Genomic DNA, 24,049 nt, shown 5'->3' with positions numbered 1-24,049 from the left:
GCTGGCACACTATAAACGGCATTATGTTAGGTTTTGAGAGATGAATCACCCATGAATAGCGCGCTGCCCCTGCTTGGATTGCTGCTGCCGATGCTGGCCCAGGCGGCCCAGCCGAACGAGGCCTTGCTGCAACAGGCGGTCAGCGAGGGGCGGATCCGGCCTTTTCATGAGTTGATGGAGGTGGCTTCCCGCCTGCCGGTGCGCGTACTGCGCGTCGATCTGGGGGAGGAGGACGGGGTCTGGCTCTACGAGCTTCGGCTCATCGACGACGAGAACAGCGTCATCAAGGTGGGCTATCGCGCCGACAACCTGGAGATGGTGTGGCTCAAGGGTCATCATCTGGAGCGCCTGTTCGAGCCTCGTCCGCCCCCGGAAGAGGAGTGATCCGCCGCATGCTCCCCGCCTTGATGACTCGTCCCCCAATCGCCGCCGCGACAGGCGCAACTCTGCTTTGGATACCCATTTATGCGAATTCTGATAGTTGAAGATGAAAAGATCCTGGCGGGCCAGCTGGCGGAACAGCTGCGCCTGTCCGGGTTTGTGACCGATCTCTGCCACGATGGCAACGAGGCGGGTTTTCTCGGCGAGACCGAACCCTACGACGCCATCATTCTGGATCTCGGCCTGCCGGGTCGCGATGGCCTGAGCGTGCTCAAGGAGTGGCGCAGCAAGGGGATAGACACACCCGTGCTGGTGCTGACTGCCCGTGGCCAGCTGCACGAGAAGATAGAAGGGCTCAACGCCGGGGCAGATGACTACCTCACCAAGCCGTTCCAGGTCGCCGAGCTGGTGGCCCGGGTACAGGCCCTGGTGCGGCGGGCGGCGGGCAACGCCAGCTCCATCCTGGAGATTGGCGGGGTGCGGCTCGACATGGCGGCCTCTCAGGTATGGTACGAAGGGACCCCCATCAAGCTCACCGCCCACGAGTTCCGGGTGCTGGGTTACCTGATGCAGCACAGGGGCAAGGTGGTGTCCCGCAGCGAGCTGATCGACCACATCTATGCCCAGGATTTCGATCGCGACTCCAACACGGTGGAGGTGTTCATCGGCCGGATCCGCAAGAAGACCCACGCAGATCTGATCGAGACGGTGCGCGGTCTCGGCTACCGGATCAACGAGTGAGACGGGCGTTGATGCCAGCACGGCTGGGGGGCGGTGAATGAGGCTGGTGCGTACCCTGCGGGGACGGTTGGTGGCCATAGCACTGGTCTGGTGCGGGCTCTTCCTGTTCGCCACCGGCTTCAGCCTGCAGACCATGATGCGCAACTACTGGCAGGAGGCGGAGGCCGACGGCCTGCGGTTGCAGCTCTACGATCTGCTCTCCCGCCTCGAGATCCAGCCCGACGGCCTGCCCGTGGTCACCGAGCCCATGGCGGATCCCCGTTTCCGCCAGCCCTATTCCGGCTATTACTGGCAGCTTGAGCTGGGGGATGCCGTGGTCAGCCGCTCCCGCTCCCTGTGGGATGTGCATCTGAGCGCCCACGGCCTGAAGTCGGCCTTCGGGGATCCGGATCTCTTCGTCGGCAAGGGGCCCAACAAGGAGCCCTTGCTGATCATGACTCGCACCGTGCTGCTGCCGGGCTCTGACAAGGTGTTTACTCTGGTGATGGCCAAGGACAGCAGCGCCCTGACCCAGACCCTGAAGAAGACCCGGATCAGCCTCTTCCTCGGTCTCGGCTTCGCGGCCGCCGGTCTGGTGCTGGGTTTCATGTTCCAGATCGTCTACGGCCTGCGTCCGCTCCATCTGCTGCGCCGCGAGCTGGGCCGGGTCCATCAGGGCCATCAGGAGGGGTTCAGGCTGCGCTATCCGCTGGAGATCCAGCCGCTGGTGGAAGACATCAACCGCCTGCTGCACCACTACGGCGAGCTGCTGCAGCGGGCCCGCTCCCACACCGGCAACCTGGCTCACGCCCTCAAGACGCCGCTGAGCATAATGCGCAATCAGGTGGCCCAGCTGCCCCCCGAGGATCAGGCCGCCATCGGCGAGCAGCTCGACCAGATCCAGCGCCACATCGACTATCACCTCGGCAAGGCGCGGGTCACCGGGGCCGCCAAGATCCTCGGGGTCTCGACCCCGGTGCGGGCGCGGGTGGAGTACATCTGTCGCGCCTTCTCCCGTCTCTACCCGGGCAAGACGGTGGACCTGCAGGTGCCGGCCAACCTGGCGGTCGGGGTGGAGGAGCAGGACTTCGACGAGATGGTGGGCAACCTGCTGGAGAACGCCTTCAAGTGGTCTGCCAGCGAGCTGCGCATCTCCAGCGCCGAGCTGGGGGGCTGGATCACCCTGCGTATCGAGGACGACGGCCCCGGCATGAGCGAGGATCAGATAGCCAAGGCGGTGCTGCGCGGGGTGCGCCTCGACGAGAAGGTGCCGGGCTCCGGGCTCGGCCTCAACATAGTCTCAGACCTGGCCGAAGCCTATCGTGGCAGCCTCATCATGGGGCGCGCCGAGCTGGGAGGGCTTGCCGCCTCCCTCTCCCTGCCCAAGGTGGCCAGGGTCGACGGTTAGCGTTCGTATGAGCGAGGCGGCCCGGCATGGGCCGCTCGGGCCCGGGTCGTCCTCCGAGGTAGCATGGGGGGCGCACCAGGCATAAGATAGAGTCCTTAATTCAAGTGGTAGGAAGGGTAGCAATGACTGACGATCCATGGGCGCTGTGCCATCTCGATGATTCGTTCGATGCCTCCGTGCTGGGTACCAAGGGGGCCCAGATCCAGTGGTTTGAGGACAGGGAGTCCCTGATCCAGTTCCTGCTGGAGGACTTTGTCGATCTGCTGGCCGATGTGGGCGAACTGGACGAGGATCAGACCGAGAGCGCCCGCGAGCGCTTCACCCTGCTGGTGGAGCAGAGTCAGGACGATCGCACCCTGATGGATGCCATCAACGATCTCGCCTCCGGCCTGCGCCGCATCGCCTGGCTGGGGCCGCTCTCCGAGCTTGCCGAGATTAGCGACGACTTCGCGAGCGGTCTGCGCGCCTTCTTCTGGACCCAGTATGATGGGGATGAAGATGACCCCGAAGCCTGGGTGCCGGAAGAGCTCTGGCCCCATCTCGTCGAGTGTGCGGAAGAGTACATGGTTGAGGGAGACTTCTGATCCACCTTGGCTGCGCTCTGGCGGCAAGGCGGGCAAGAGTAGATGGTGGAAGATGACTTCTGAGTCACATCGGAAACCACGATAAAAAACGGCGCCTTATGGCGCCGTTTTTGTTTTCACCCGGGATCAGGCGTTGGCCGGTACCTCATGGGCTGTGTTGACGAGTTCTGGCCCGCTGTATTTCTCGATCTGCAACTGGGCCATGTGACCGCAGTTGCCTTGCGCCAGGCTGGAAGAGCCCTCGTCGAAGGTGAGGCAGTTGACGTTGCCGTTCTTGCAGATGGCGCCCACCTCGCCCGGTTTGGCCGGATCGAACCAGGCTCCTTCGCAGATCCGCACCACGCCGGGGCGAATGTCTTTCGAGAGCAGCGCCCCCACCAGGATCTGGCCGCGCTCGTTGAAGGCGCGCACCAGGTCCCCGTCCTGGATGCCGCGCGTCTTGGCGTCGTCCGGGTGGATCAGTATGGCCTCCCGATCGGCGATGGCGAACTTGTCCCGCAGGGGGGTGTTGTCCAGCTGGGAGTGCAGCCGCTGGGTCGGGTGGGAGGTGTTGAGCGACAGCGGATAGCGCGCGGCCACCTCGCTCTTCACCCACTCTTTGGGCTCATACCACTTGGGGTGACCGGCGCAGTCGGCATAGCCCATGCCGGCTACCGTGTTGGAGAAGATCTCTATCTTGCCGGACGGGGTGCCGAGCGGGTTGAGCAGCGGGTTCTCGCGAAAATCGGCGTGACGGATCCACTGGTGGTTCGCCTCCGGGATCGGGAAGCGGATGTAGTTGTTGGACTCCCAGAACATGCTGAACGGCGGCAGCGCGACCCGGGCACCCCGGGCCTGGGCGGCCATGCCGTCGTACATCTGCTTGAGCCACAGCATCTCGTCCTTGCCCTCGGTATAGGCCTCCTGCAGGCCCAGCTTGGCGGCGATGGCGCTGAAGATGTCGAAGTCGTTGCGGGCCTCATGCTGGGGCGGCACGCACTGGTGCATGGGGAACACATAGCGCTGGGAGTAGTCGCCCCCCATCTCCAGATCGTTGCGCTCGTAGCTGGTGGTGACCGGCAGCACTATGTCGGCGTGCTTGGCGGTGGCGGTCCAGTAGGGTTCGTGGACTATCACGGTCTGCGGCTTGCGCCAGGCCTGCAGCAGGTTGTTGGTGTCCTGGTGGTGGTGGAAGGGGTTGCCGCCCGCCACGTAGACCAGCTTGATGTCCGGATAGGTCACCTTGCGGCCGTTGAAGTCGATGGTCTTGCCGGGGTTGGCGAGACAGTCGGCGATACGGGCCACCGGGATCGGTGCCGGGCTGTTCTTGGGGGCGTTGCCGGCGGAGATGCCGGCCAGAATGCCGCCCTTGGCGGTGGGGCTGCCACCGGAGGAGTAATGGTAGCTGAAGCCGTAACCGCCCCCCGGCAGACCGATCTGGCCCAGCATGGCCGCCAGGGTGACCAGCATCCAGTTCGGCTGTTCGCCATGCTGCTGACGCTGCATGCCCCAACCGGCCATGATCATGGTGCGCTTGGCGGCCATGTCGAGGGCCAGCTGGCGAATCACCTTGGCCTCGACGCCGCAGACGGTGCTCGCCCACTCGGCGCTCTTCGGCTGACCGTCGTCCTGGCCGAGCAGGTAGGCGAGGAACTTGTCGAAGCCGACGGCGTAGCGATCGAGGAAGGCCTGATCGTGCTTCTTCTCGCTATAGAGGGTGTGGGCCACCCCCAGCATCATGGCCACGTCTGTGTAGGCGTTGGGGGCTATCCACTCGGCGTTGGCCAGCTTGGCGGTCTCGTTGTAGACGGGGTCTATGCTAATGACCCGGGTGCCTTTCTCTTTCAGCGCCTTGAAGCCTGCCTGACCCTCGTGATCCGGCATGTTCCAGCTGTTCTTCAGGGTGACCTGGGCATTTACCCCCCAGAGCACCACCAGTTCGGCGTGTTCCACCACGTTCGGCCAGGCGGTCTGCTGCTCGTACACCTCGATGGAGCCCATCACGTGGGACATGATCACCTGGGCCGCGCCGGTGGAGTAGTCCCCGGCATAGCCGGTGAAGCCCCCGGCGAGGTTCATCAGGCGGTGCAGCAGGGTGCGGCTGTTGTGGAACATGCCCACACTCTTCCAGCCGTAGGAGCCGGCGTGGATCGCCTGGGGGCCGACGTCGCGCTGGACCCGCTGGATCTCGCCGGCCACCAGTTCGATGGCCTGCTCCCAGCTCACCCGCACCCACTCGTCGGCGCCGCGCAGCTCGGGCTTGGCGCCCGGGCCGTGCTCCAGCCAGCTCTTGCGTACCATGGGGTACTTGATGCGGTTCTTGGCATGGACCTGGAACGGCGCCATGTCGATGAGGTCGTTCGGCGCCGGATCATCGGCCACCGGCTGGACCCGCACCATGCGGCCATCGGCGACTATGGCCTCGAAGGCTCCCCAGTGGGCGCCGGTCAGTATGCCCTTCTGGGCGGGGACCAGGGTGGGGAATTGCTCCAGCGCGGTGCTGATGGCCTGGGCCAGGGCATGCTTCGGGAACAGGGCACCGAGCAGGGGCAGGGCGGCACAGGCCCCCATGCCCTTGAGCAGGCTGCGGCGGGACAGATTGGTCTGTTGATCATTGAAAAAAGTCATATCGAATTCCTCTGTTCCAGCCTTAGTGTGCCGCGCTCATGTCACTGGCGTGTTTCTGCACGTATTGGGTCAGCATGCGAGCCTGCTCCGGGGTGAGGGAGGTGCGGGACTCCATCCCCTTGATGACGCCTATCCACTGGTTGGCATTGAAGTGATCCAGCGCGGTCAGACCGTGGCAACCGGTACAGTTGTTGGACATCAGGGTGGAGGCGTATTGCCACAGCTTGCCCTGATCGCCGATGAGCTGGCTCTGATCCACCCAGGCGGTCAGGCTGACCTGATGCCAGGTGAGGTTGGTGGCGCTGTCGGTCTCGCTCTTGCCGGTGACCAGCGCCTGCTTGGCGGCATCGCCGACCAGCACGCTCAGGATGCGCTTGCCGGGGGCGGCGTAGAACACCTCGCTCACCCCGTCCTGCTGCCAGCCCTCGATCTGCACCTGGGCGCGGCCGTTGTCGTTGGCCAGGATCTCGACCTGGGTCGACGGCATCAGGGTGCCCTCGTCCGTGGTGGCCTTGGCATCGAGGAACAGGGGCGTGGTGGCGATGGCGTAACGGGTGGTGACGCTGGCCGGGGTCTGGGCCGCGGCGGCAGCCAGTTCACTGGCACCGGCGGCAGCCAGACCGCTCATGTCAGGCATGATGTGGGCGACGCCGCGGTGGCAGTCGATGCAGGTCTGGCCCTCCTTGATGGCGACCGGGTGCTCGGCGCGAGCGTTGGGGCGCTGGGCCAGAATGTCCATGGCGGCGTAGCTGTGGCAGCTGCGGCAGGTGGCGGAGTCGTTGGCCTTGAGCTGATCCCAGACCGTCTGGGCCATGCGCAGCTTGTGGGCCTCGTATTTTTCGGGCGTGTCGAGCGTACCGATCGCTTCGTGATAGATGTCCTTCACGGCGCGGATCTTGGTCCAGAGGTAGGAGGCTGGCTCATTGGGAATGTGGCAGTCGGCGCACTCTGCGCGGATCCCCTTCACGTTCTGGAAGTGGACGCTGCCCTGATACTCGGCGAGCGGTGTCTGCATGGAGTGGCAGGAGACGCAGAATTCGGTGGAGCTGGTCTTGTGCAGCACTGTGACTGTCACTCCCAGTGCCGCGACGCCCAGCAGGGCTCCGAGCAGCAGGAGCCAGAACCAGGTCTTTCTCAACATTTTTCCAAGCATGGCGCAGTGTCCTTCGAATCGGGTATTACCAATATAGTAGTAGTCTTGGTGGGTGAGGGGTTGACCTCGGTTATGCTTTTTATTCTTTAAATTGGTTTTTTTTGGTTTTAAGTTTCACCAAAACACCTTTGTTTGAATTTAAATCAAATCCAGAGGGTTAACTTTGTCAGTTTAGCCTTATTTGGCTCTCTTTTGGTCATCATATCCGCACTAATCATGCTGGAAACGGCGCTGTCGCGACGTTTTGCGCTCCAGTGCGACGCTCTGGTCCTGAATGGGCCTGTGTTGGGCTTTATGAAAGGCTCGATATATACTGTTTGCATATACAGTGATCAGGTTTGTCAGTCATGCGACTCTTTATTGCCGAAAAGCCCAGCCTTGGCCGCGCCATCGCCGATGTTCTGCCCAAGCCCCACAAGAAGGGGGAGGGCTTCATCGAGACGGCACAGGGAGACGTGGTGACCTGGTGTATCGGCCACTTGCTGGAGCAGGCGGAGCCCGATGCCTATGATGCCGCCTACAAGCAGTGGCGCATGGAGCAGCTCCCCATAGTGCCGAGCCAGTGGCAGCTGGTGGCCAAGCCCAAGACCAGGAGCCAGCTTGCCGTGATCAAGCGGCTCATCAAGCAGGCCGACTGCGTGGTCAATGCCGGTGACCCGGACAGGGAAGGGCAACTGCTGGTGGACGAGGTGATCGACTTCCTCGGCTACCCCAAACTCAAGCCGGTGCAGCGCTGCCTCATCAGCGATCTCAATCCCCCCGCGGTGCGCCGCGCCCTCGACAAACTCAGAGACAACAAGGAATTCGTGCCGCTGGCGATCTCGGCGCTGGCCCGCAGCCGGGCCGACTGGCTCTACGGCATCAACATGACCCGCGCCTATACCCTGCTCGGGCGCAAGGCCGGTTGCAGCGAGCTGCTCTCGGTCGGTCGGGTGCAGACGCCGTTGCTGGGGCTGGTAGTGCGGCGGGATCTCGAGATAGAGGCCTTCGTCCCCAAACCCTTCTACGAGGTGCTGGCCCATGTGGTGACGGAGCGCAACGAAAGGTTCGGCGCCAAGTGGCTGCCCTCCGAGGCCTGTGCGCCCTGGCAGGACGAGGAGGGACGGGTGCTCAACCGGGCGCTGGCCGCCAAGGTGGTGGAGCGGATCCAGGGCCAGCCAGCCCGGGTGGAGGAGGTGGAGGAGCAGGCCCGGAAACAGGCGGCGCCACTGCCTTACAACCTCTCCAGCCTGCAGATCGATGCCGCCAAGCGGTTCGGCATGGACGCCAAGCGGGTGCTGGATGTCTGCCAGAGCCTCTACGAGCGCCACAAGCTCATCACCTACCCGAGATCCGACAGCCGTTATCTGCCAAGCGATCACTTCAACCGGGCGCCCCAGGTGCGGGATGCCATCGCCGCCACGGCCCCGACGCTGGCCAGCGCCGTGGCCGAGGCGGACGGCAAGATCCGCAGCAAGGCGTGGAATGACGGCAAGGTGGATGCCCATCACGCCATCATCCCCACCGAGAAGCATGGCAACCTGGCCAGCCTCTCCGCCGACGAGGGCAAGCTCTATGGCCTGGTTGCCCGCCAGTACCTGCTGCAGTTCTATCCCCCGTTCGAGTACAACGACAGCCGGGTGTTGCTGCGTATCGCGGGCGGCCTGTTCCAGGCCAAGGCGCGGCGCATCCTCAAGGCGGGCTGGAAGGCGCTGCTCGGGGTCGAGGAGGACGATGAGGAGGAGGCCGGCACCCTGCCTGCGCTGCGAGAAGGGGAGCAACTGTCGTGCGAGCGGGGCGAGCTGCTGGAGAAGATGACCCAGGCGCCCAAGGCATTCACAGACGCCACCCTGCTGGCCGCCATGACGGGCATCGCCCGCCATGTGCAGGATCCCGAGATCCGCAAGATCCTGCGCGAGACCGATGGCCTGGGCACCGAGGCAACCCGGGCCGGCATCATAGACCTGCTGTTCAAGCGGCGCTTCCTGGTGCGGCAGGGCAAGAGCATCAAGGCGACCCCGACCGGACGGGCCCTGATCCAGGCCTTGCCTGCCACCGCCACCACGCCGGACATGACGGCGCTGTGGGAGCAGCACCTGGGCCGGATCGCCGAGCATCACGCGAGTTACCAGCAATTTATGGGGCCGCTGACGGATCAGTTGCATGTCTTGATCGAGGGGGCCAGGCAGGATTCGGGGGCAAGTTTCAGCGCCCTGCCCAGGGAGGCGCCGGGGGCCAGCAAGCGGCGCTTCAGCCGCAAGCGCTCGGCGGCCAGTGGCACAGGTGCGGCGCCCCGCAAGGGGGCGGGCAAGCGCCCGGCCAGAAGCAAGGCGGCCTGAGTGAGCCGGGATCATGGCGGCGACTTGAGGCGCAAAAGCGAGAGGGGCCCAGGGCCCCTCTCGCTTTATCTGGCATTCGATCAGCCGGTGTAGACGTTCTCTTCCGGGTAGCGGATCCGGGTCTCGCTCGGTCTGGAGAGCATGATGGCCAGGGTCAGCGGGCCGAGACGGCCGCAGATCATCACCAGCACCAAGATGAGCTTGCCCGGTTCGCTCAGGGAGGCGGTGATGCCGGTCGAGAGGCCGACGGTGGCAAAGGCCGAGACCGTCTCGAACATGATCTTGTCGAAGGGCTGCGACTCGGTGAGCATCAACAGGAACATGGCCAGCATCAGCACCATGGTACTGACGATGATGATGGCCAGGGAGCGGGTCACTATCTGGGGTGACAGGGTACGGCCGAAGGCGGTGACGTGGGGTCGCTTGGTCAGAAAGGCCCTGGTGGCCAGCAACACCACGGCGAAGGTAGTGACCTTGATGCCGCCACCGGTCGAGGTGGTACCGGCGCCGATGAACATCAGCATCATCATGAACAGCAGGGAGGCGGGCACCATCTGGCCTATGTCCACCGTGTTGAAGCCGGCGGTGCGCGCCGTGGCGGACTGGAAGAAGGCCGCCAGCAGCTGGCCGCTAGGCCCGGCGTTGCCGAGGGTGGCGGGATTGTTGTGCTCCAGCAGCCAGAACATCAGGGTGCCAAGCAGCAGCAGGGCGGGGGTCATCAGCAGCATCAGCTTGCTGTGCAGCTTCAGCTTGCGCCAGCGATGGTTGCGCGCCAGGTCGACGATGACGGTAAAACCTATCCCGCCGAGGATGAGCAGGGCCGGTATGGTCAGGCTGATGATGGGGTCGTCTCTGTAGTCGATGAGATTGTTGGCAAACAGCGAGAAACCGGCGTTGTTGAAGGCAGAGACCGCGTGGAAAAAGCTGACGTAGAGGCCATGGCTCCACCCCATCTCCGGCACCCAGCGAATGGCCATGATGGCGGTGCCGATCAACTGGGCTATCAGGGCGAACAGCACTATGCGCTTCACCAGCTGGATGATGTTGACCGAGCCCTCCTGGCCAAGTGCCTCCTTCGCCAGTATCTGCTGGCGCAGACCGACCCGCTTGCTGAACATGGCGATGAGCAGCAGGGTCATGGTCATCTGGCCCAGGCCCCCTATCTCCATCAGCATCAGCAGTATGATCTGCCCTTGCAGGGTAAAGGCGGTGCCGGTATCCACCACCCCGAGTCCGGTCACACTGATGGCCGAGGTCGCGGTGAACAGGGCATTGATGAAGGTGACTTCGCCCTTGTGGCTCGATGGCTGCACCAGAAACAGGGTACCGACCAGCAGGATGATGAGAAAGCTGCCCAGGATCAGCCTGGCTTCACTCCAGCGGGATTCGGTATCCCGATGCAGGGCGAAGGCGTAGTTGCTGCGCCAGTTGATCATAGGGTGTCGAGCCAGTGATCGATGGCGTGCTTGTTGCCGGCCAGGATCAGGATGTCACCGAGTTGCAGCTCCATCTTGCCGGTCAGCACGTTGTGCAGCACCTCGCCGCGCTTGATGGCCAGCAACTGGAAGTCGTTCTGTTGCAGCAGATTGAGGTCGGCCAGGGTACGACCGTTCTGTTGCAGACCGATCACGAACTCGGTCAGCACCATCTCGTGCCCCAGCTCCAGGTAGTCGAACAGGCGGTTGTCCAGCATGCTCTGGGCGACCCGGCGGCCCATGTCCCACTCCGGGTTGATCACCTTGTCGGCCCCCACCTTTTGCAGGATCTTGGCGTGGAACTTGTCGCGCGCCTTGACCCACACCTTCTTCACCCCCGCCTCCTTCAGCACCAGCGTGGTGAGAATGCTGGTTTCGAGGTTGTCGCCGATGGCCACGAAGACGATGTCGAAATTGGCCAGTCCCAGCTCGGCGACCGTGGCCTCATCGGTGGCATCGGCGACGATGACGTGATTGCACAGGGTCGCGATCTGGCGGGTCTTGCTCTCGTCGATATCGATGGCCAGCACCTCGGCATTCTGCAACTGCAGCTCTTCACACAGTGCGCTGCCGAACAGGCCGAGGCCGATGACGGCGAATTGATTGTTCATTCATGCTTCCTCAACGGGCTGAAGGGCTTACTTTACTCCAGCGGTTTGAGTCCGAACAGTACCCGGGTTTTTCGTCCCGGGGGATCTGGGGTAAACTGCGCCCTTGTCCTTGTCGGAACACGCAGATGAAACTCACTCCCCATGCCCCCCTGTCGGCCCTCAATACCCTGGGCCTGGACGCACACTGCCTCTGGCTGGCCGAAGTGGCCAGGCTGGATGATCTTTGCCAGTTGCGGGCCGATCCTGAGCTGAGCGTCTTGCCGCGCCTGGTGCTGGGTGGTGGGAGCAACATCTTGTTCTGCAATGATTTTGCCGGTCTGGTCGTGCTCAACCGAATGAAAGGCATCGAGCTGCAGGATGACGACAGCCACTGGTTGCTGCACGTGGCGGCGGGGGAGGAGTGGCACCAGCTGGTGTGTCATGCCCTGCAACAGGGCTGGCACGGGCTGGAGAACCTGGCGCTGATCCCGGGCACCGTCGGTGCGGCCCCGGTGCAGAACATAGGCGCCTACGGGGTCGAGCTGGCCCGGTTCTGTGCCTATGTGGAGGCATTCAACTGGCAGAGCGGCGAGGTGGAGCGCATAGCGGCGGCCGACTGCCGATTCGGCTATCGCGACAGCATCTTCAAGCACGATTATCAGGACACCCACTTCATCACCGCCGTCGGCTTGCGCCTGCCCAAGGCCTGGCAGCCCGTGATCGGTTATGGTCCCCTGGCGGCCCTCGGCGAGCACCCTGGTGCGCAGGCCATCTTCGACACCGTCTGCGCCACCCGCATGGCCAAGTTGCCGGATCCCGCGGTGCTCGGCAACGCGGGCAGCTTCTTCAAGAACCCCGTGGTGCCGGCCTCGGTGGCGGATGCACTCAAGGGGCAATACCCGCAGATGCCCTGCTATCCGGCCGGGGAAGGGCAGGCCAAGCTGGCGGCGGGCTGGCTCATCGATCAGTGCGGGCTCAAGGGCTTTGCCATCGGCCGCGCCGCCGTCCACCAGGAGCAGGCTCTGGTGCTGGTCAACCTCGGGGGCGCCAGTGCCATGGAACTCATCGCCCTGGCGGCCCATGTCCGCGATAGCGTGGAACAGACGTTTGGCGTGGTGCTGGAGCATGAGGTGCGCTTCATGGGGCTCACCGGCGAGACCTTGCTCGACGAGGTGCTGGCATGACCCTCACCCCCGTCAGGCAGACCCTGATCACCCTGCTCAGCGATGGCCAGTTTCACTCCGGCGAACAGCTGGGGGAGCAGCTCGGCATCAGCCGGGCGGCGGTGAGCAAGCACATGGCCGCCCTCAAGGAGCTGGGGCTGGATCTGTTCAGCCTGACCGGCAAGGGGTACCGCCTGGCCGTCCCCATGGCACTCTATGACGAGGCGCAACTGCAGGTCCTGGCCCCCATGGCGCCGGTGCACTGCTTCTCGGTGATCGACTCCACCAACCAGTATCTGTTTGAGCGGGTCAACCAGCTGAGCTCCGGCGAGAGTTGCCTGGCGGAGTGCCAGACTGCCGGCCGGGGGCGCCGTGGCAAACCCTGGGTTTCACCGTTCGGTTGCCAGCTGATCCTCAGCATGTACTGGCGGCTCGAGCAGGGCATGGCGGCCGCCATGGGGCTGAGTCTGGCGGTGGGGGTGGCCGTGGTGGAGGCGCTGGAATCCCTCGGCTACCCCGGGGTGGAGCTCAAGTGGCCGAACGACCTCTATTACCAGGGCCGCAAGCTGGCGGGCATCCTGGTGGAGATGAGCGGCAGCGCCGGTGCCAGCTGCCATCTGGTGATCGGGGTCGGCCTCAATCTGGCGATGCCGAGCCAGCAGGGGGAGAAGATCGATCAGGCCTGGTCAGAGCTGCGCCACGTTCAGCCCGAACTGGTGGATCGCAACCAGCTGGCTGCCTGCGTACTCCTGCACCTGCAAGAGGCCATGCAGACCTTCGAGCAGAACGGTCTGGCGAGCTTCGTCGAGAGCTGGAACCGACTCGACTACTTTGCCGGCCAACCGGTGAAGTTGCTGATGGGGGAGCAGGTGATCCGCGGCATAGCCCGGGGGATCGACGATCGCGGTGCCTTGCGGCTGGAGACGGACGAGGGGATCAGGCTCTATCTGGGAGGGGAGATCTCCCTGCGCCGGGGGGATTGAGCGAGAGCGGCTCATGAGAATCCAATGGAAGAGGGGGCCTGCGGGCCCCCTCTTCGTTATCCTGCGATCCGCTGCGATCACTTGCGCAGCTTGATCTGCTCGATGGCGTGCTCTTGTCCCTTGGTCAGGATCAGGTTGGCCCGCTCCCGGGTCGGCAAGATGTTCTCTTGCAGATTCAGATAGTTGATGTCTTGCCATATGTTGCTGGCAATCTCGGTCGCCTCGCTTTCCGCCAGCTTGGCATAGTGGTGGAAGTAGGAGTCGGGATCCGAGAAGGCACCGCTGCGGAACTTGAGGAAGCGATCTATGTACCAGGCGCGCAGCAGTTCGGCATCGGCGTCCACATAGATGGAGAAGTCGACAAAATCTGACACGAAGACCCTGTGGGGCTCCTGAGGGTAATCCATGCCGCTCTGCAGCACGTTGAGTCCTTCCAGGATCAGGATGTCCGGCTGCTCCACCACCTTCTTCTCATCGGGCAGGATGTCGTAGATGAGGTGGGAGTAGACGGGGGCCTCGACCTTCTCGTGACCCGCACGTATGTTGGCGACGAACTCCACCAGATGGCGGATGTCGTAGGATTCCGGAAACCCCTTGCGCCGCATCAGTCCACGCGCTTCCAGCTCCTTGTTGGGATAGAGGAAGCCATCCGTGGTGACCAGTTCCACCCGCGGATGCTCGGGCCAGCGTTCCAGCAATGCCTGCAGGATACGGGCCGTGGTGCTCTTTCCCCCCGCCACGCTGCCGGCGATGCTGATGATGTAGGTGCCCTTGCCGCGGGACTGGCCGAGAAACTGCTCCAGCACCCGACTGCGGCGCTGCTTGGCCTTGACGTAGAGATTGAGCAGGCGGGAGAGGGGCAGATAGATCTCTTCCACCTCGCGCAATGACACCTTCTCGTTGATCCCGCGCAGGGTTTGCAGATCGTGTTCGGTCAGGGTCAGGGGGACCGCATCGCGCAATAACGCCCATTGTTCGCGGGTGAATTGCAAATAGGGGTTATGCTCTGTCGTCATGGTGTCATCACTGTTTCTTGGGCAGGGCGACCATACACCAAGGGATCGGGAGCGACAAGGGACGTGTCCGGTTGGGACGGAGGAGGAGCGCTTTTTTGCCTGGATCCCGGCAATAATGCACATTTTGCAAGGCGCAATGGTTGCATCCCCAAAATCCTTCCCATAAAATGCGCGACGCTTGGATGTCTGTCGTCTATTTGCCCAGCAAAAGCGACAAACACAACGGGTGCAAGCAGAATTACCGTTGTGGCATTCGTGCAATCGGAGGGGTTCCCGAGCGGCCAAAGGGATCAGACTGTAAATCTGACGGCTCTGCCTTCGAAGGTTCGAATCCTTCTCCCTCCACCATATTTCTCTGCGGTTTGAGTTCTTTGGGTTAGAGAAATGCGGGCATCGTATAATGGCTATTACCTCAGCCTTCCAAGCTGATGATGCGGGTTCGATTCCCGCTGCCCGCTCCAAGATGCTGATATGGCTCAGGTAATTCTGAAAGCCACACCCTAGGGTGAGTTCGGCAATCGAACCTGCCTGCCAGCACCATCCTCTCTGTCCCCCTGATTCAAATCCATCATATAAACTGTTCTGTGGTTAGCTTGCCACCGCGTACTCAGCGTTAGTTTAGAGGGACGATCATGTCTAAAGAAAAATTTGAGCGTAATAAACCGCACGTTAACGTGGGTACCATCGGCCACGTTGACCACGGTAAAACCACCCTGACCGCCGCCATCACCAACGTGCTGGCCAAGCACTTCGGTGGTAAAGCTTTCGCCTTCGACCAGATCGACAAGGCACCGGAAGAGCGTGAGCGTGGTATCACCATCAACACCTCCCACGTAGAATACGACACCGCGATCCGTCACTACGCCCACGTAGATTGCCCGGGTCACGCCGACTACGTTAAGAACATGATCACCGGTGCTGCCCAGATGGACGGCGCGATCCTGGTAGTAGCCGCGACTGACGGCCCGATGCCGCAGACTCGTGAGCACATCCTGCTGGGTCGCCAGGTTGGTATCCCGTACATGATCGTGTTCATGAACAAGTGCGACATGGTAGACGACGAAGAGCTGCTCGAACTGGTCGAGATGGAAGTTCGTGAACTGCTGACCGAGTACGACTTCCCGGGTGATGACCTGCCGGTAGTACGTGGTTCCGCGCTGAAAGCGCTGGAAGGCGACGCTGCATGGGAAGAGAAGATCATCGAGCTGGCTCACCACCTGGATACCTACATCCCGGAGCCGGAGCGCGCCATTGACCAGCCGTTCCTGATGCCTATCGAAGACGTCTTCTCCATCGCTGGCCGTGGTACCGTAGTTACCGGTCGTGTAGAGCGCGGTATCGTCAAGGTAGGTGAGACTGTAGAAATCGTCGGTATCAAAGACACCGTTTCTACCACCTGTACCGGTGTTGAAATGTTCCGCAAACTGCTGGACGAAGGCCGTGCCGGTGAGAACGTTGGCGCCCTGCTGCGTGGCGTGAAGCGTGAAGAAGTTGAGCGTGGTCAGGTACTGGCCAAGCCGGGTTCCATCAAGCCGCACACCAAGTTCGAATCTGAAGTGTACGTGCTGTCCAAGGAAGAAGGTGGTCGTCATACCCCGTTCTTCAAGGGCTACCGTCCGCAGTTCTACTTCCGTACTACCGACGTGACCGGTACCATCGAACTGCCGGAAGGCGTAGAGATGGTAATGCCAGGCGACAACATCAAAATGGTTGTTACCCTGATCGCCCCGATCGCGATGGACGACGGCCTGCGTTTCGCTATCCGTGAAGGTGGCCGTACCGTAGGTGCTGGTGTTGTAGCCAAAGTTATCGCTTAATCTTGGCTTACATAAATAAAGCAAAGCCCCTATAATAGGGGCTTTCTTATGCAGGGGCGTAGTTCGAATTGGTAGAACAGCGGTCTCCAAAACCGATGGTTGCGGGTTCGAGTCCTGCCGCCCCTGCCATATACCTCGTCTCGTACGGGGCTTTTGTGTCTTTGGTTACGTCAGATACAGGTGGGTTGTATGAGTGTTAGTTCTGAGGGACAGGGCGGAAGCAAGGATACCCTTCTTTGGGGCCTGGTTTTCATCATCCTGGCGGCCGCTGTAGTGGGTAATTACCTGCTCACCGATGTTGTCGCAGCCGTCCGCGCCCTGGGTGTGGTCGTTGTCATCGCTGCTGCAGGTGCAGTAGCCCTGCAAACCACCAAGGGCAAGGCAACACTGGCTTTTGCTCGTGAGTCGCGCCTGGAAGTCCGCAAGGTCGTTTGGCCAACCCGTCAGGAAGCCATTCAGACAACCCTGATTGTGCTGGCGGTGACCGCCGTGATGGGGCTGTTGCTGTTCGTTCTGGACGGTGCCTTGGTCTGGTTGGTCAACCTGATTACCGGTGTGTAAGGAAAAGCCATGACTGAACAACGTGAACAACGTATGAGATGGTATGTCGTGCAGGCATTTTCCGGCTATGAAGGCCGTGTTGCCAAATCCCTGCGTGAACATATCAAGATGCATGGCATGGAAGAGCTGTTTGGCGAGGTGCTGGTCCCGACCGAAGAAGTGGTCGAGATGCGTGCCGGCCAGAAGCGCAAGAGTGAGCGCAAATTTTTCCCGGGTTATGTCCTGGTCCAGATGATGATGGACGAGACCACATGGCACCTGGTACGCAATGTGCCACGGGTCATGGGCTTCATCGGTGGCACCTCCGATCGTCCTGCTCCTATCTCCGATAAGGAAGCGGATGCCATCCTCAATCGTCTGCAAGATGCCCACGACAAGCCGCGTCCGAAAACCCTGTTTGAACCGGGTGAAATGGTGCGGGTTGCCGATGGTCCGTTCGCCGACTTCAACGGTACCGTTGAAGAAGTGGACTACGAGAAGAGCCGCGTGAAGGTCTCTGTATTGATCTTCGGTCGCTCAACGCCGGTAGAACTGGATTTTGGTCAGGTCGAAAAGGGCTGATTAAACTCTGTACGTTTAACGGTTGTCAGGGGCAGCGATTATCTCTATAATTCGCTGCCCCTTTATTTGTTGGGGAGCCGTTTGCAGGAGCATGTCTCCGAGGCGCTAGAACCCATTTTTGAGGTATTTTCGTAATGGCTAAGAAAGTCACAGCTTATATCAAGCTGCAAGTTAAGGCTGGCAGTGCTAACCCCAGCCCTCCCGTTGGTCCTGCTCTGGGTCAGCACGGTGTGAACATCATGGAATTCTGTAAGGCGTTCAACGCTCGTACAGAAAAGCTGGAAAAAGGCTCACCGACTCCGGTCGTGATCACCGTTTACAGCGACCGTTCCTTCACCTTCGAAACCAAGACTCCGCCTGCTTCCTTCCTGCTGAAGAAAGCCGCTGGTATCCAGTCTGGTTCCGCCAAGCCGAACAAAGACAAGGTTGGTAAGGTGACTGTTGCTCAGCTGCAAGAAATCGCCAAGACCAAAGAGCCGGACATGACTGGTGCCGATCTGGATGCAAAAGTACGTTGCATCGCAGGCTCCGCTCGTTCCATGGGCCTGGTAGTGGAGGATTAAGACAATGGCAAAACTTTCCAAGCGTATGCGCGTTATTCGCGAAAAAGTTGACGGTACCAAAGAGTACTCCATCAACGAAGCCATTGCCCTGCTGAAAGAACTGGCTACCGCCAAGTTCGTTGAAAGCGTTGACGTTGCCGTTAACCTGGGTATCGATGCTCGTAAATCCGACCAGAACGTACGTGGTGCTACCGTACTGCCGCACGGTACCGGTCGTGACATCCGTGTCGCCGTATTCACCCAGGGTGCCAACGCCGAAGCCGCCAAGGCTGCCGGTGCTGAACTGGTTGGTATGGATGACCTGGCCGAGCTGGTCAAGAAAGGCGAGATGAACTTCGACGTCGTGATCGCATCCCCGGATGCCATGCGCGTTGTTGGTCAACTGGGCCAAATCCTGGGCCCGCGCGGCCTGATGCCTAACCCGAAAGTGGGTACCGTAACCCCGAACGTTGCTGAAGCTGTGAAGAATGCTAAAGCCGGTCAGGTTCGTTACCGCAATGACAAGAATGGTATCATCCATACCACTCTGGGTAAGGTTTCTTTCAACGAAGTTCAGCTGAAAGAAAACTTGGAAGCTCTGCTGGTTGCTCTGAAAAAGGGCAAGCCCTCTTCCGCCAAAGGCATCTTCATCAAGAAAGTCAGCATCTCCACCACCATGGGTGCCGGTGTTGCCGTAGACCAAGCTTCTCTGGAAGCTCAGGCCTAATTGATGGATTTTACAAGGCGCAAAATTTAATCTATAATTTTGCGCCTTGATTGGTTGGGGGTTTCGACCTCCGTCCAAGACCGCAGGTGGCCGCAAGGCCTTAATCCTTCCTGCGTAGACGGTGCCGGAAACCCAGCGAGAAAGTTTTCTTTCTCTTCTGGAATCCTGCTACCGCATCGTTCCCCTCTGTTGTGAAGGTAGGGGGGATGTGTCAGTACTGAGTCATGAGACTCAGATTCAATCCAGGAGTTAAGCCAATGGCATTGGGACTCGAAGACAAAAAGGCAATTGTTGCTGAAGTCAACGAAGCTGCCAAAGGCGCTCTGTCTGCAGTTGTAGCCGATTCTCGCGGTGTGACTGTTGACAAGATGACCGTCCTGCGTAAATCCGCTCGTGAAGCCGGTGTGTACATGCGCGTTGTGCGTAACACCCTGCTGCGTCGCGCGGTAGAGGGCACCGAATTCGGTTGCCTGAACGACGTATTGACTGGTCCTACCTTGATTGCTTTCTCTAACGAACACCCGGGCGCTGCCGCTCGTCTGTTCAAAGAGTTTGCCAAAGCGAACCAAAAGTTCGAAATCAAGGCTGGCGCTTTTAACGGTGAGTTTATCGCCGCAGCACAAATTGATCGTCTGGCCACGCTGCCGACCTACGACGAAGCGATTGCGAAGTTGATGGCTACCATGAAGGAAGCCTCTGCTGGCAAGCTGGTTCGTACTATCGCTGCTGTTCGCGACCAGAAACAAGCTGCTGCTTGATTCTCGCCTATTTAGGCTGTTTGAGTTTATTCAACATCAGGAATTTTTGTCATGTCTATCACTAAAGACCAAATCATCGAAGCCGTTGCTTCCATGTCCGTAATGGAAGTTGTTGAGCTGATCGAAGCAATGGAAGAGAAGTTCGGTGTTTCTGCCGCTGTTGCTGTAGCTGCCGGTCCGGCCGCTGAAGCAGTAGAAGAGAAGACCGAGTTCGACGTAGTTCTGACTGCTGCTGGCGCCAACAAAGTTGCCGTCATCAAGGCCGTTCGTGCTGCCACCGGCCTGGGCCTGAAAGAAGCCAAGGACCTGGTAGAAGCCGCTCCGACCAACCTGAAAGAAGCCGTCTCCAAAGACGAAGCTGAAGCTCTGAAGAAAGAGCTGGAAGCTGCCGGTGCTTCTGTTGAGATCAAATAATCTGCATTTATGTAGATTAGCCTGATAAAACAGGCTAGGGCTGGTGAATGTTTGTTCACCAGCCTTTTTGCGCTGTAGACTGAGAGCATTTCACACCGTTTACGACTCTCGGTGCACCAGCAATCCGGACCGCCTCATCGTCCGGGCCAACACAAAACGGTGTTGAGACAGAGCTGTCCCGCGGGACAGAGTGGGTCACTTATCAGCGAGCTGAGGAACCCTATGGTTTACTCTTATACCGAAAAAAAACGCATTCGTAAGGACTTCGGTAAGCGAGACCAGGTACTGGACACGCCTTATCTGTTGTCCATTCAGCTGGACTCCTTCAAGCAGTTCATCGAGGCTGACCCGGAAGGTGAATATGGCCTAGAGGCCGCTTTCCGTAGCGTTTTCCCGATCACCAGTTACTCCGGTAGTGCTGAGCTTCAGTATGTCAGCTATCGCCTGGGTGAGCCGGTATTTGACGTAAAAGAATGCCAGATCCGTGGAGTGACCTACTCCGCGCCGCTGCGTGTCAAGCTTCGTATGGTTCTGTACGACCGTGAAGCAGCTGCCGGCACCGTCAAAGATATCAAGGAACAAGAAGTATACATGGGCGAAATTCCGCTCATGACCGAGAACGGCACCTTTGTCATCAATGGTACCGAACGGGTTATCGTCTCCCAGCTGCACCGCAGCCCGGGCGTCTTCTTCGACCACGATAAAGGCAAAACACATTCATCCGGTAAGGTACTGTATAACGCCCGCGTTATCCCCTACCGTGGCTCCTGGCTGGACTTCGAGTTCGATGCGAAAGACAACCTGTTTGTCCGTATCGACCGTCGTCGTAAACTGCCGGCCTCCATTATTCTGCGCGCCCTGGACTTCAGTTCCGAAGAAATCCTGGCCACCTTCTTCGAGACCATTGGTTTCGAGGTCAAAGATGGCAAGTTGATGATGGATCTGGTGCCCGAGCGCCTGCGTGGTGAGACTGCGACCTTCGACATCATTGCCAATGGCGCCGTGGTGGTTGAGACCGGTCGTCGTGTCACTGCCCGTCATATCCGTCAGTTGGAAAAAGACGCCATCACCCAGATCGAGGTGCCGGTAGAGTACGTTGTTGGCAAAGTTGCAGCCAAGAACTACGCGCACCCGCAAACTGGCGAAATGGTCGTGACTGCCAACCAGGCTCTGAGCCTGGAAGCGGTAGCCAATCTGTCCCAAGCCGGCTTCAAGCACTTCGAGGTTCTGTTCACCAACGAACTGGACCACGGTGCCTACATGTCCGAGACCCTGCGTATCGACTCCAGCTCCAGCCGCCTGGAAGCTCTGGTCGAGATCTACCGCATGATGCGTCCGGGCGAGCCGCCCACCCGCGAAGCGGCAGAGCAGCTGTTCGAGAACCTGTTCTTCTCTTCCGAGCGTTACGACCTGTCTACCGTGGGTCGGATGAAGTTCAACCGCCGTCTGGGTCGTGAAGACGAGACCGGCGTTGGCGTGCTGACCAAAGACGACATCGTCGAAGTCATGAAGCGTCTGATCGACATCCGTAACGGCAATGACGAGGTGGACGATATCGACCACCTGGGTAACCGTCGTATCCGTTCTGTCGGTGAAATGGCAGAAAACCAGTTCCGCGTCGGTCTGGTGCGTGTCGAGCGTGCGGTCAAGGAGCGTCTCTCCCTGGGCGACCTGGACACCCTGATGCCGCAGGATCTGATCAACGCCAAGCCGATCTCCGCCGCGGTCAAAGAGTTCTTCGGTTCCAGCCAGCTGTCCCAGTTCATGGACCAGAACAACCCGCTGTCCGAAGTGACCCACAAGCGTCGTATTTCCGCGCTGGGCCCGGGCGGTCTGACCCGTGAGCGTGCCGGCTTCGAAGTTCGAGATGTACACCCGACTCACTACGGTCGTCTGTGCCCCATCGAGACTCCGGAAGGTCCGAACATCGGTCTGATCAACTCGCTGTCCGTGTATTCCCGCACCAACGAGTACGGTTTCCTCGAGACCCCGTACCGCAAGGTCATCGACGGTGTGATCACCGACGAAGTGGACTACCTGTCAGCCATTGAAGAAGGCAAGTACGTGATCGCACAGGCCAACGCCGCGACCACCGAAGATGGCCGTCTGAAAGACGAGTTGATCCCGTGCCGTCACAAGGGTGAATCCACCTTTATGAACGCCGACCAGATCCAGTACATGGACGTGAGCCCGCAACAGATCGTATCTGTGGCAGCGGCCCTGATCCCGTTCCTGGAGCACGATGATGCTAACCGAGCCCTGATGGGTTCGAACATGCAACGTCAGGCAGTACCGACTCTGCGTGCCGACAAGCCGCTGGTAGGTACCGGTATGGAACGCGCCGTGGCCGTTGACTCCGGTGTTACCGTAGTGGCCAAGCGTGGCGGCATGATCGACTACGTCGACGCCTCCCGTATCGTGATCAAGGTCAATGAAGATGAGCTGCTGCCTGGCGAAGCCGGCATCGACATCTACAGCCTGACCAAGTACACCCGTTCCAACCAGAACACCTGTATCAACCAGCGTCCTTGCGTGATGTTGGGTGAGCCGGTGATGGCGGGCGACGTGCTGGCTGACGGCCCGTCTACCGACCTGGGCGAACTGGCGCTGGGCCAAAACCTGCGCGTCGCCTTCATGCCGTGGAACGGTTACAACTTCGAAGACTCGATCCTGGTGAATGAGCGCGTGGTACAGGAAGATCGCCTAACCACCATCCACATCCAGGAACTGGCCTGTATCTCCCGTGACACCAAGCTGGGTCCGGAAGAGATCACTGCCGACATCCCGAACGTGGGTGAAGCCGCTCTGTCCAAGCTGGACGAGTCCGGTATCGTCTACGTGGGTGCCGAAGTGAAGGGCGGCGACATCCTGGTCGGCAAGGTAACACCCAAGGGTGAAACCCAGCTGACGCCGGAAGAGAAGCTGCTGCGCGCCATCTTCGGTGAGAAGGCCTCCGATGTGAAGGACTCCTCCCTGCGTGTGCCGAACGGTGTGTACGGTACCGTGGTTGACGTGCAAGTCTTTACCCGCGATGGCGTGGAAAAAGACAAGCGCGCCAAAGAAATCGAAGAGATGCAGCTGAAGGAAGCGAAGAAGGACTTGACCGAAGAGTTCAAGATCCTGGAAGACGGCATCTTCGGCCGCTCCCGCAACCTGCTGCTGGCCGCCGGTTACAGCGAAGATCGTCTGAACAAGCTGGATCGTTCCAAGTGGTTTGAATTGGCCATCGAAGATGAAGCCAAGCAGATCGAACTGGAGCAGATCGCCGAACAGCACATCGAGCTGAAAGCCGACTTCGACAAGAAGTTCGAGAACAAGCGTCGCAAGATTATCCAGGGTGATGATCTGGCGCCGGGCGTACTGAAAATCGTCAAGGTTTACCTGGCAGTCAAGCGTCGCATCCAACCGGGTGACAAGATGGCGGGCCGTCACGGTAACAAGGGTGTTATCTCCAAGATCTGCCCGGTCGAGGACATGCCCCATGACGAGTTCGGCCGTCCGGTCGACATCGTACTGAACCCGCTGGGCGTACCGTCCCGTATGAACATCGGTCAGATCCTCGAAGTGCATCTGGGCCTCGCGGCCAAGGGCATCGGCGAGAAAATCGACCGCATGATCAAGGATCAGCGCGAGCTGCACGAGATGCGTGACTTCCTGCAACAGGTCTACGACCTGGGCGAGAAAGACACCCAGCAAGTGAACATCGCCGAGCTGTCTGATGACGACGTACGTACCCTGGCGGGTAACCTGCGTAAGGGTCTGCCGGTTGCTACACCTGTCTTTGATGGTGCCAAAGAGCGCGAAATCAAGGCCTTGCTGAAGCTGGCCGATCTGCCGGAATCCGGTCAGATCTCCCTGTTCGACGGTCGTACCGGCAACGCCTTCGAGCGCAAGGTCACCGTGGGTTACATGTACATGCTGAAGCTGAACCACTTGGTAGACGACAAGATGCACGCGCGTTCTACCGGCTCCTACAGCCTGGTTACCCAGCAGCCGCTGGGTGGTAAGGCACAGTTCGGTGGTCAGCGGTTCGGTGAGATGGAAGTGTGGGCCCTGGAGGCTTACGGTGCGGCATATACCCTGCAGGAAATGCTGACCGTCAAGTCTGACGATGTGAATGGCCGTACCAAGATGTACAAGAACATCGTGGATGGCGACCACCGTATGGAGCCGGGCATGCCCGAATCCTTCAACGTACTGTTGAAGGAAATCCGCTCTCTGGGTATCAACATCGAGCTGGACGAAGAGTAAGAGCTCGCTCTTATTGTTCG

The 24,049-nt window shown here is 60.3% G+C and carries 20 protein-coding genes and 3 tRNA genes; 18 read left to right on the top strand and 5 right to left on the bottom strand.

The features are described from left to right. The first annotated feature begins 51 nt into the window (after nucleotides 1-51). From HB860_RS18005 to HB860_RS17990, 4 genes are all read left to right on the top strand, one after another. Nucleotides 52-384 carry a PepSY domain-containing protein gene (locus HB860_RS18005; protein ID WP_139437895.1) on the top strand — a complete coding sequence of 111 codons (333 nt, stop codon included), beginning with the start codon at nucleotides 52-54 and terminating at the stop codon, nucleotides 382-384. 81 nt (nucleotides 385-465) lie between these two features. Beyond that, nucleotides 466-1,122 (top strand): response regulator transcription factor, encoded by a 657-nt coding sequence (locus HB860_RS18000; protein WP_025328630.1) that lies wholly within the window; start codon nucleotides 466-468, stop codon nucleotides 1,120-1,122. 37 nt (nucleotides 1,123-1,159) lie between these two features. After that, on the top strand, nucleotides 1,160-2,509 hold the full coding sequence (locus tag HB860_RS17995) for a sensor histidine kinase (RefSeq protein WP_139437893.1): 1,350 nt from the start codon (nucleotides 1,160-1,162) through the stop codon (nucleotides 2,507-2,509). A 122-nt stretch (nucleotides 2,510-2,631) separates the two neighbouring features. Continuing rightward, nucleotides 2,632-3,093: a hypothetical protein gene (locus HB860_RS17990; protein ID WP_247627513.1), complete on the top strand. Its 462-nt coding sequence runs from the start codon at nucleotides 2,632-2,634 to the stop codon at nucleotides 3,091-3,093. Nucleotides 3,094-3,219: 126 nt separating this feature from the next. Here the strand turns inward: HB860_RS17990 and torA are convergent, their stop codons facing one another. Both torA and HB860_RS17980 read right to left on the bottom strand, forming a co-directional pair. Further along, a complete protein-coding gene (gene torA / locus HB860_RS17985; RefSeq protein WP_247627512.1) occupies nucleotides 3,220-5,700 on the bottom strand; it encodes a trimethylamine-N-oxide reductase TorA in 2,481 nt (826 codons plus the stop codon). 22 nt (nucleotides 5,701-5,722) lie between these two features. Next, nucleotides 5,723-6,853 carry a NapC/NirT family cytochrome c gene (locus HB860_RS17980; protein ID WP_247627511.1) on the bottom strand — a complete coding sequence of 377 codons (1,131 nt, stop codon included), beginning with the start codon at nucleotides 6,851-6,853 and terminating at the stop codon, nucleotides 5,723-5,725. A gap of 347 nt (nucleotides 6,854-7,200) precedes the next feature. On the opposite strand from HB860_RS17980, the gene HB860_RS17975 reads away from it, so the two are divergent. After that, nucleotides 7,201-9,171, top strand: a complete 1,971-nt coding sequence (locus HB860_RS17975; RefSeq protein ID WP_247627510.1) for a DNA topoisomerase III — start codon at nucleotides 7,201-7,203, stop codon at nucleotides 9,169-9,171. 80 nt (nucleotides 9,172-9,251) lie between these two features. On the opposite strand, the gene HB860_RS17970 is transcribed toward HB860_RS17975, so the two are convergent. Beyond that, nucleotides 9,252-10,607 (bottom strand): TrkH family potassium uptake protein, encoded by a 1,356-nt coding sequence (locus HB860_RS17970; protein ID WP_247627509.1) that lies wholly within the window; start codon nucleotides 10,605-10,607, stop codon nucleotides 9,252-9,254. Continuing rightward, nucleotides 10,604-11,257: a potassium channel family protein gene (locus HB860_RS17965; RefSeq protein ID WP_042650608.1), complete on the bottom strand. Its 654-nt coding sequence runs from the start codon at nucleotides 11,255-11,257 to the stop codon at nucleotides 10,604-10,606. Before HB860_RS17965 ends, HB860_RS17970 begins: the two co-directional genes overlap by 4 nt. 125 nt (nucleotides 11,258-11,382) lie before the next feature. On the opposite strand from HB860_RS17965, the gene murB reads away from it, so the two are divergent. Together murB and birA are read left to right on the top strand one after the other, a co-directional pair. After that, on the top strand, nucleotides 11,383-12,420 hold the full coding sequence (gene murB, locus HB860_RS17960; protein WP_247627508.1) for a UDP-N-acetylmuramate dehydrogenase: 1,038 nt from the start codon (nucleotides 11,383-11,385) through the stop codon (nucleotides 12,418-12,420). After that, the gene (gene birA, locus HB860_RS17955) at nucleotides 12,417-13,382 is read left to right on the top strand and encodes a bifunctional biotin--[acetyl-CoA-carboxylase] ligase/biotin operon repressor BirA (RefSeq protein ID WP_247627507.1); all 966 of its coding nucleotides are present in this window, start codon (nucleotides 12,417-12,419) and stop codon (nucleotides 13,380-13,382) included. Before murB ends, birA begins: the two co-directional genes overlap by 4 nt. Nucleotides 13,383-13,459: 77 nt before the next feature. Here the strand turns inward: birA and coaA are convergent, their stop codons facing one another. Next, nucleotides 13,460-14,398, bottom strand: coding sequence for a type I pantothenate kinase (gene coaA, locus HB860_RS17950; protein ID WP_139437877.1), 939 nt, complete (start codon nucleotides 14,396-14,398; stop codon nucleotides 13,460-13,462). Between the two features lie 263 nt (nucleotides 14,399-14,661). Here coaA and HB860_RS17945 point away from each other — a divergent pair. From HB860_RS17945 to rpoB, 11 genes are all read left to right on the top strand, one after another. After that, a tRNA-Tyr gene (locus tag HB860_RS17945) sits at nucleotides 14,662-14,746 on the top strand. Nucleotides 14,747-14,784: 38 nt separating this feature from the next. Next, nucleotides 14,785-14,859, top strand: a tRNA-Gly gene (locus HB860_RS17940). Nucleotides 14,860-15,030: 171 nt separating this feature from the next. Next, entirely contained in the window at nucleotides 15,031-16,215 is a 1,185-nt protein-coding gene (gene tuf, locus HB860_RS17935; protein ID WP_025328607.1) for an elongation factor Tu, read from the top strand. 52 nt (nucleotides 16,216-16,267) lie between these two features. Next, a tRNA-Trp gene (locus HB860_RS17930) sits at nucleotides 16,268-16,344 on the top strand. Nucleotides 16,345-16,404: 60 nt separating this feature from the next. Next, complete coding sequence (secE, locus tag HB860_RS17925) at nucleotides 16,405-16,776, top strand: preprotein translocase subunit SecE (protein WP_025328619.1); 372 nt, start codon at nucleotides 16,405-16,407, stop codon at nucleotides 16,774-16,776. 9 nt (nucleotides 16,777-16,785) lie between these two features. Then, nucleotides 16,786-17,337, top strand: a complete 552-nt coding sequence (nusG, locus tag HB860_RS17920) for a transcription termination/antitermination protein NusG (RefSeq protein ID WP_005323644.1) — start codon at nucleotides 16,786-16,788, stop codon at nucleotides 17,335-17,337. Nucleotides 17,338-17,471: 134 nt separating this feature from the next. Continuing rightward, complete coding sequence (rplK, locus tag HB860_RS17915) at nucleotides 17,472-17,900, top strand: 50S ribosomal protein L11 (RefSeq protein ID WP_016352267.1); 429 nt, start codon at nucleotides 17,472-17,474, stop codon at nucleotides 17,898-17,900. 4 nt (nucleotides 17,901-17,904) lie between these two features. Continuing rightward, entirely contained in the window at nucleotides 17,905-18,606 is a 702-nt protein-coding gene (gene rplA, locus HB860_RS17910) for a 50S ribosomal protein L1 (protein WP_100860916.1), read from the top strand. A gap of 257 nt (nucleotides 18,607-18,863) precedes the next feature. Then, nucleotides 18,864-19,364 carry a 50S ribosomal protein L10 gene (rplJ, locus tag HB860_RS17905; RefSeq protein WP_025328617.1) on the top strand — a complete coding sequence of 167 codons (501 nt, stop codon included), beginning with the start codon at nucleotides 18,864-18,866 and terminating at the stop codon, nucleotides 19,362-19,364. Between the two features lie 51 nt (nucleotides 19,365-19,415). Continuing rightward, on the top strand, nucleotides 19,416-19,778 hold the full coding sequence (gene rplL / locus HB860_RS17900; RefSeq protein ID WP_025328616.1) for a 50S ribosomal protein L7/L12: 363 nt from the start codon (nucleotides 19,416-19,418) through the stop codon (nucleotides 19,776-19,778). Nucleotides 19,779-20,000: 222 nt separating this feature from the next. Then, nucleotides 20,001-24,029: a DNA-directed RNA polymerase subunit beta gene (rpoB, locus tag HB860_RS17895; RefSeq protein ID WP_025328615.1), complete on the top strand. Its 4,029-nt coding sequence runs from the start codon at nucleotides 20,001-20,003 to the stop codon at nucleotides 24,027-24,029. Nucleotides 24,030-24,049: the final 20 nt, after the last annotated feature.

Source organism: Aeromonas genomosp. paramedia (assembly GCF_023093515.1).
Lineage (GTDB): Bacteria > Pseudomonadota > Gammaproteobacteria > Enterobacterales > Aeromonadaceae > Aeromonas.
Note: the sequence above shows the minus strand (reverse complement) of the source record. Positions and strands in the feature narration are given on the sequence as shown.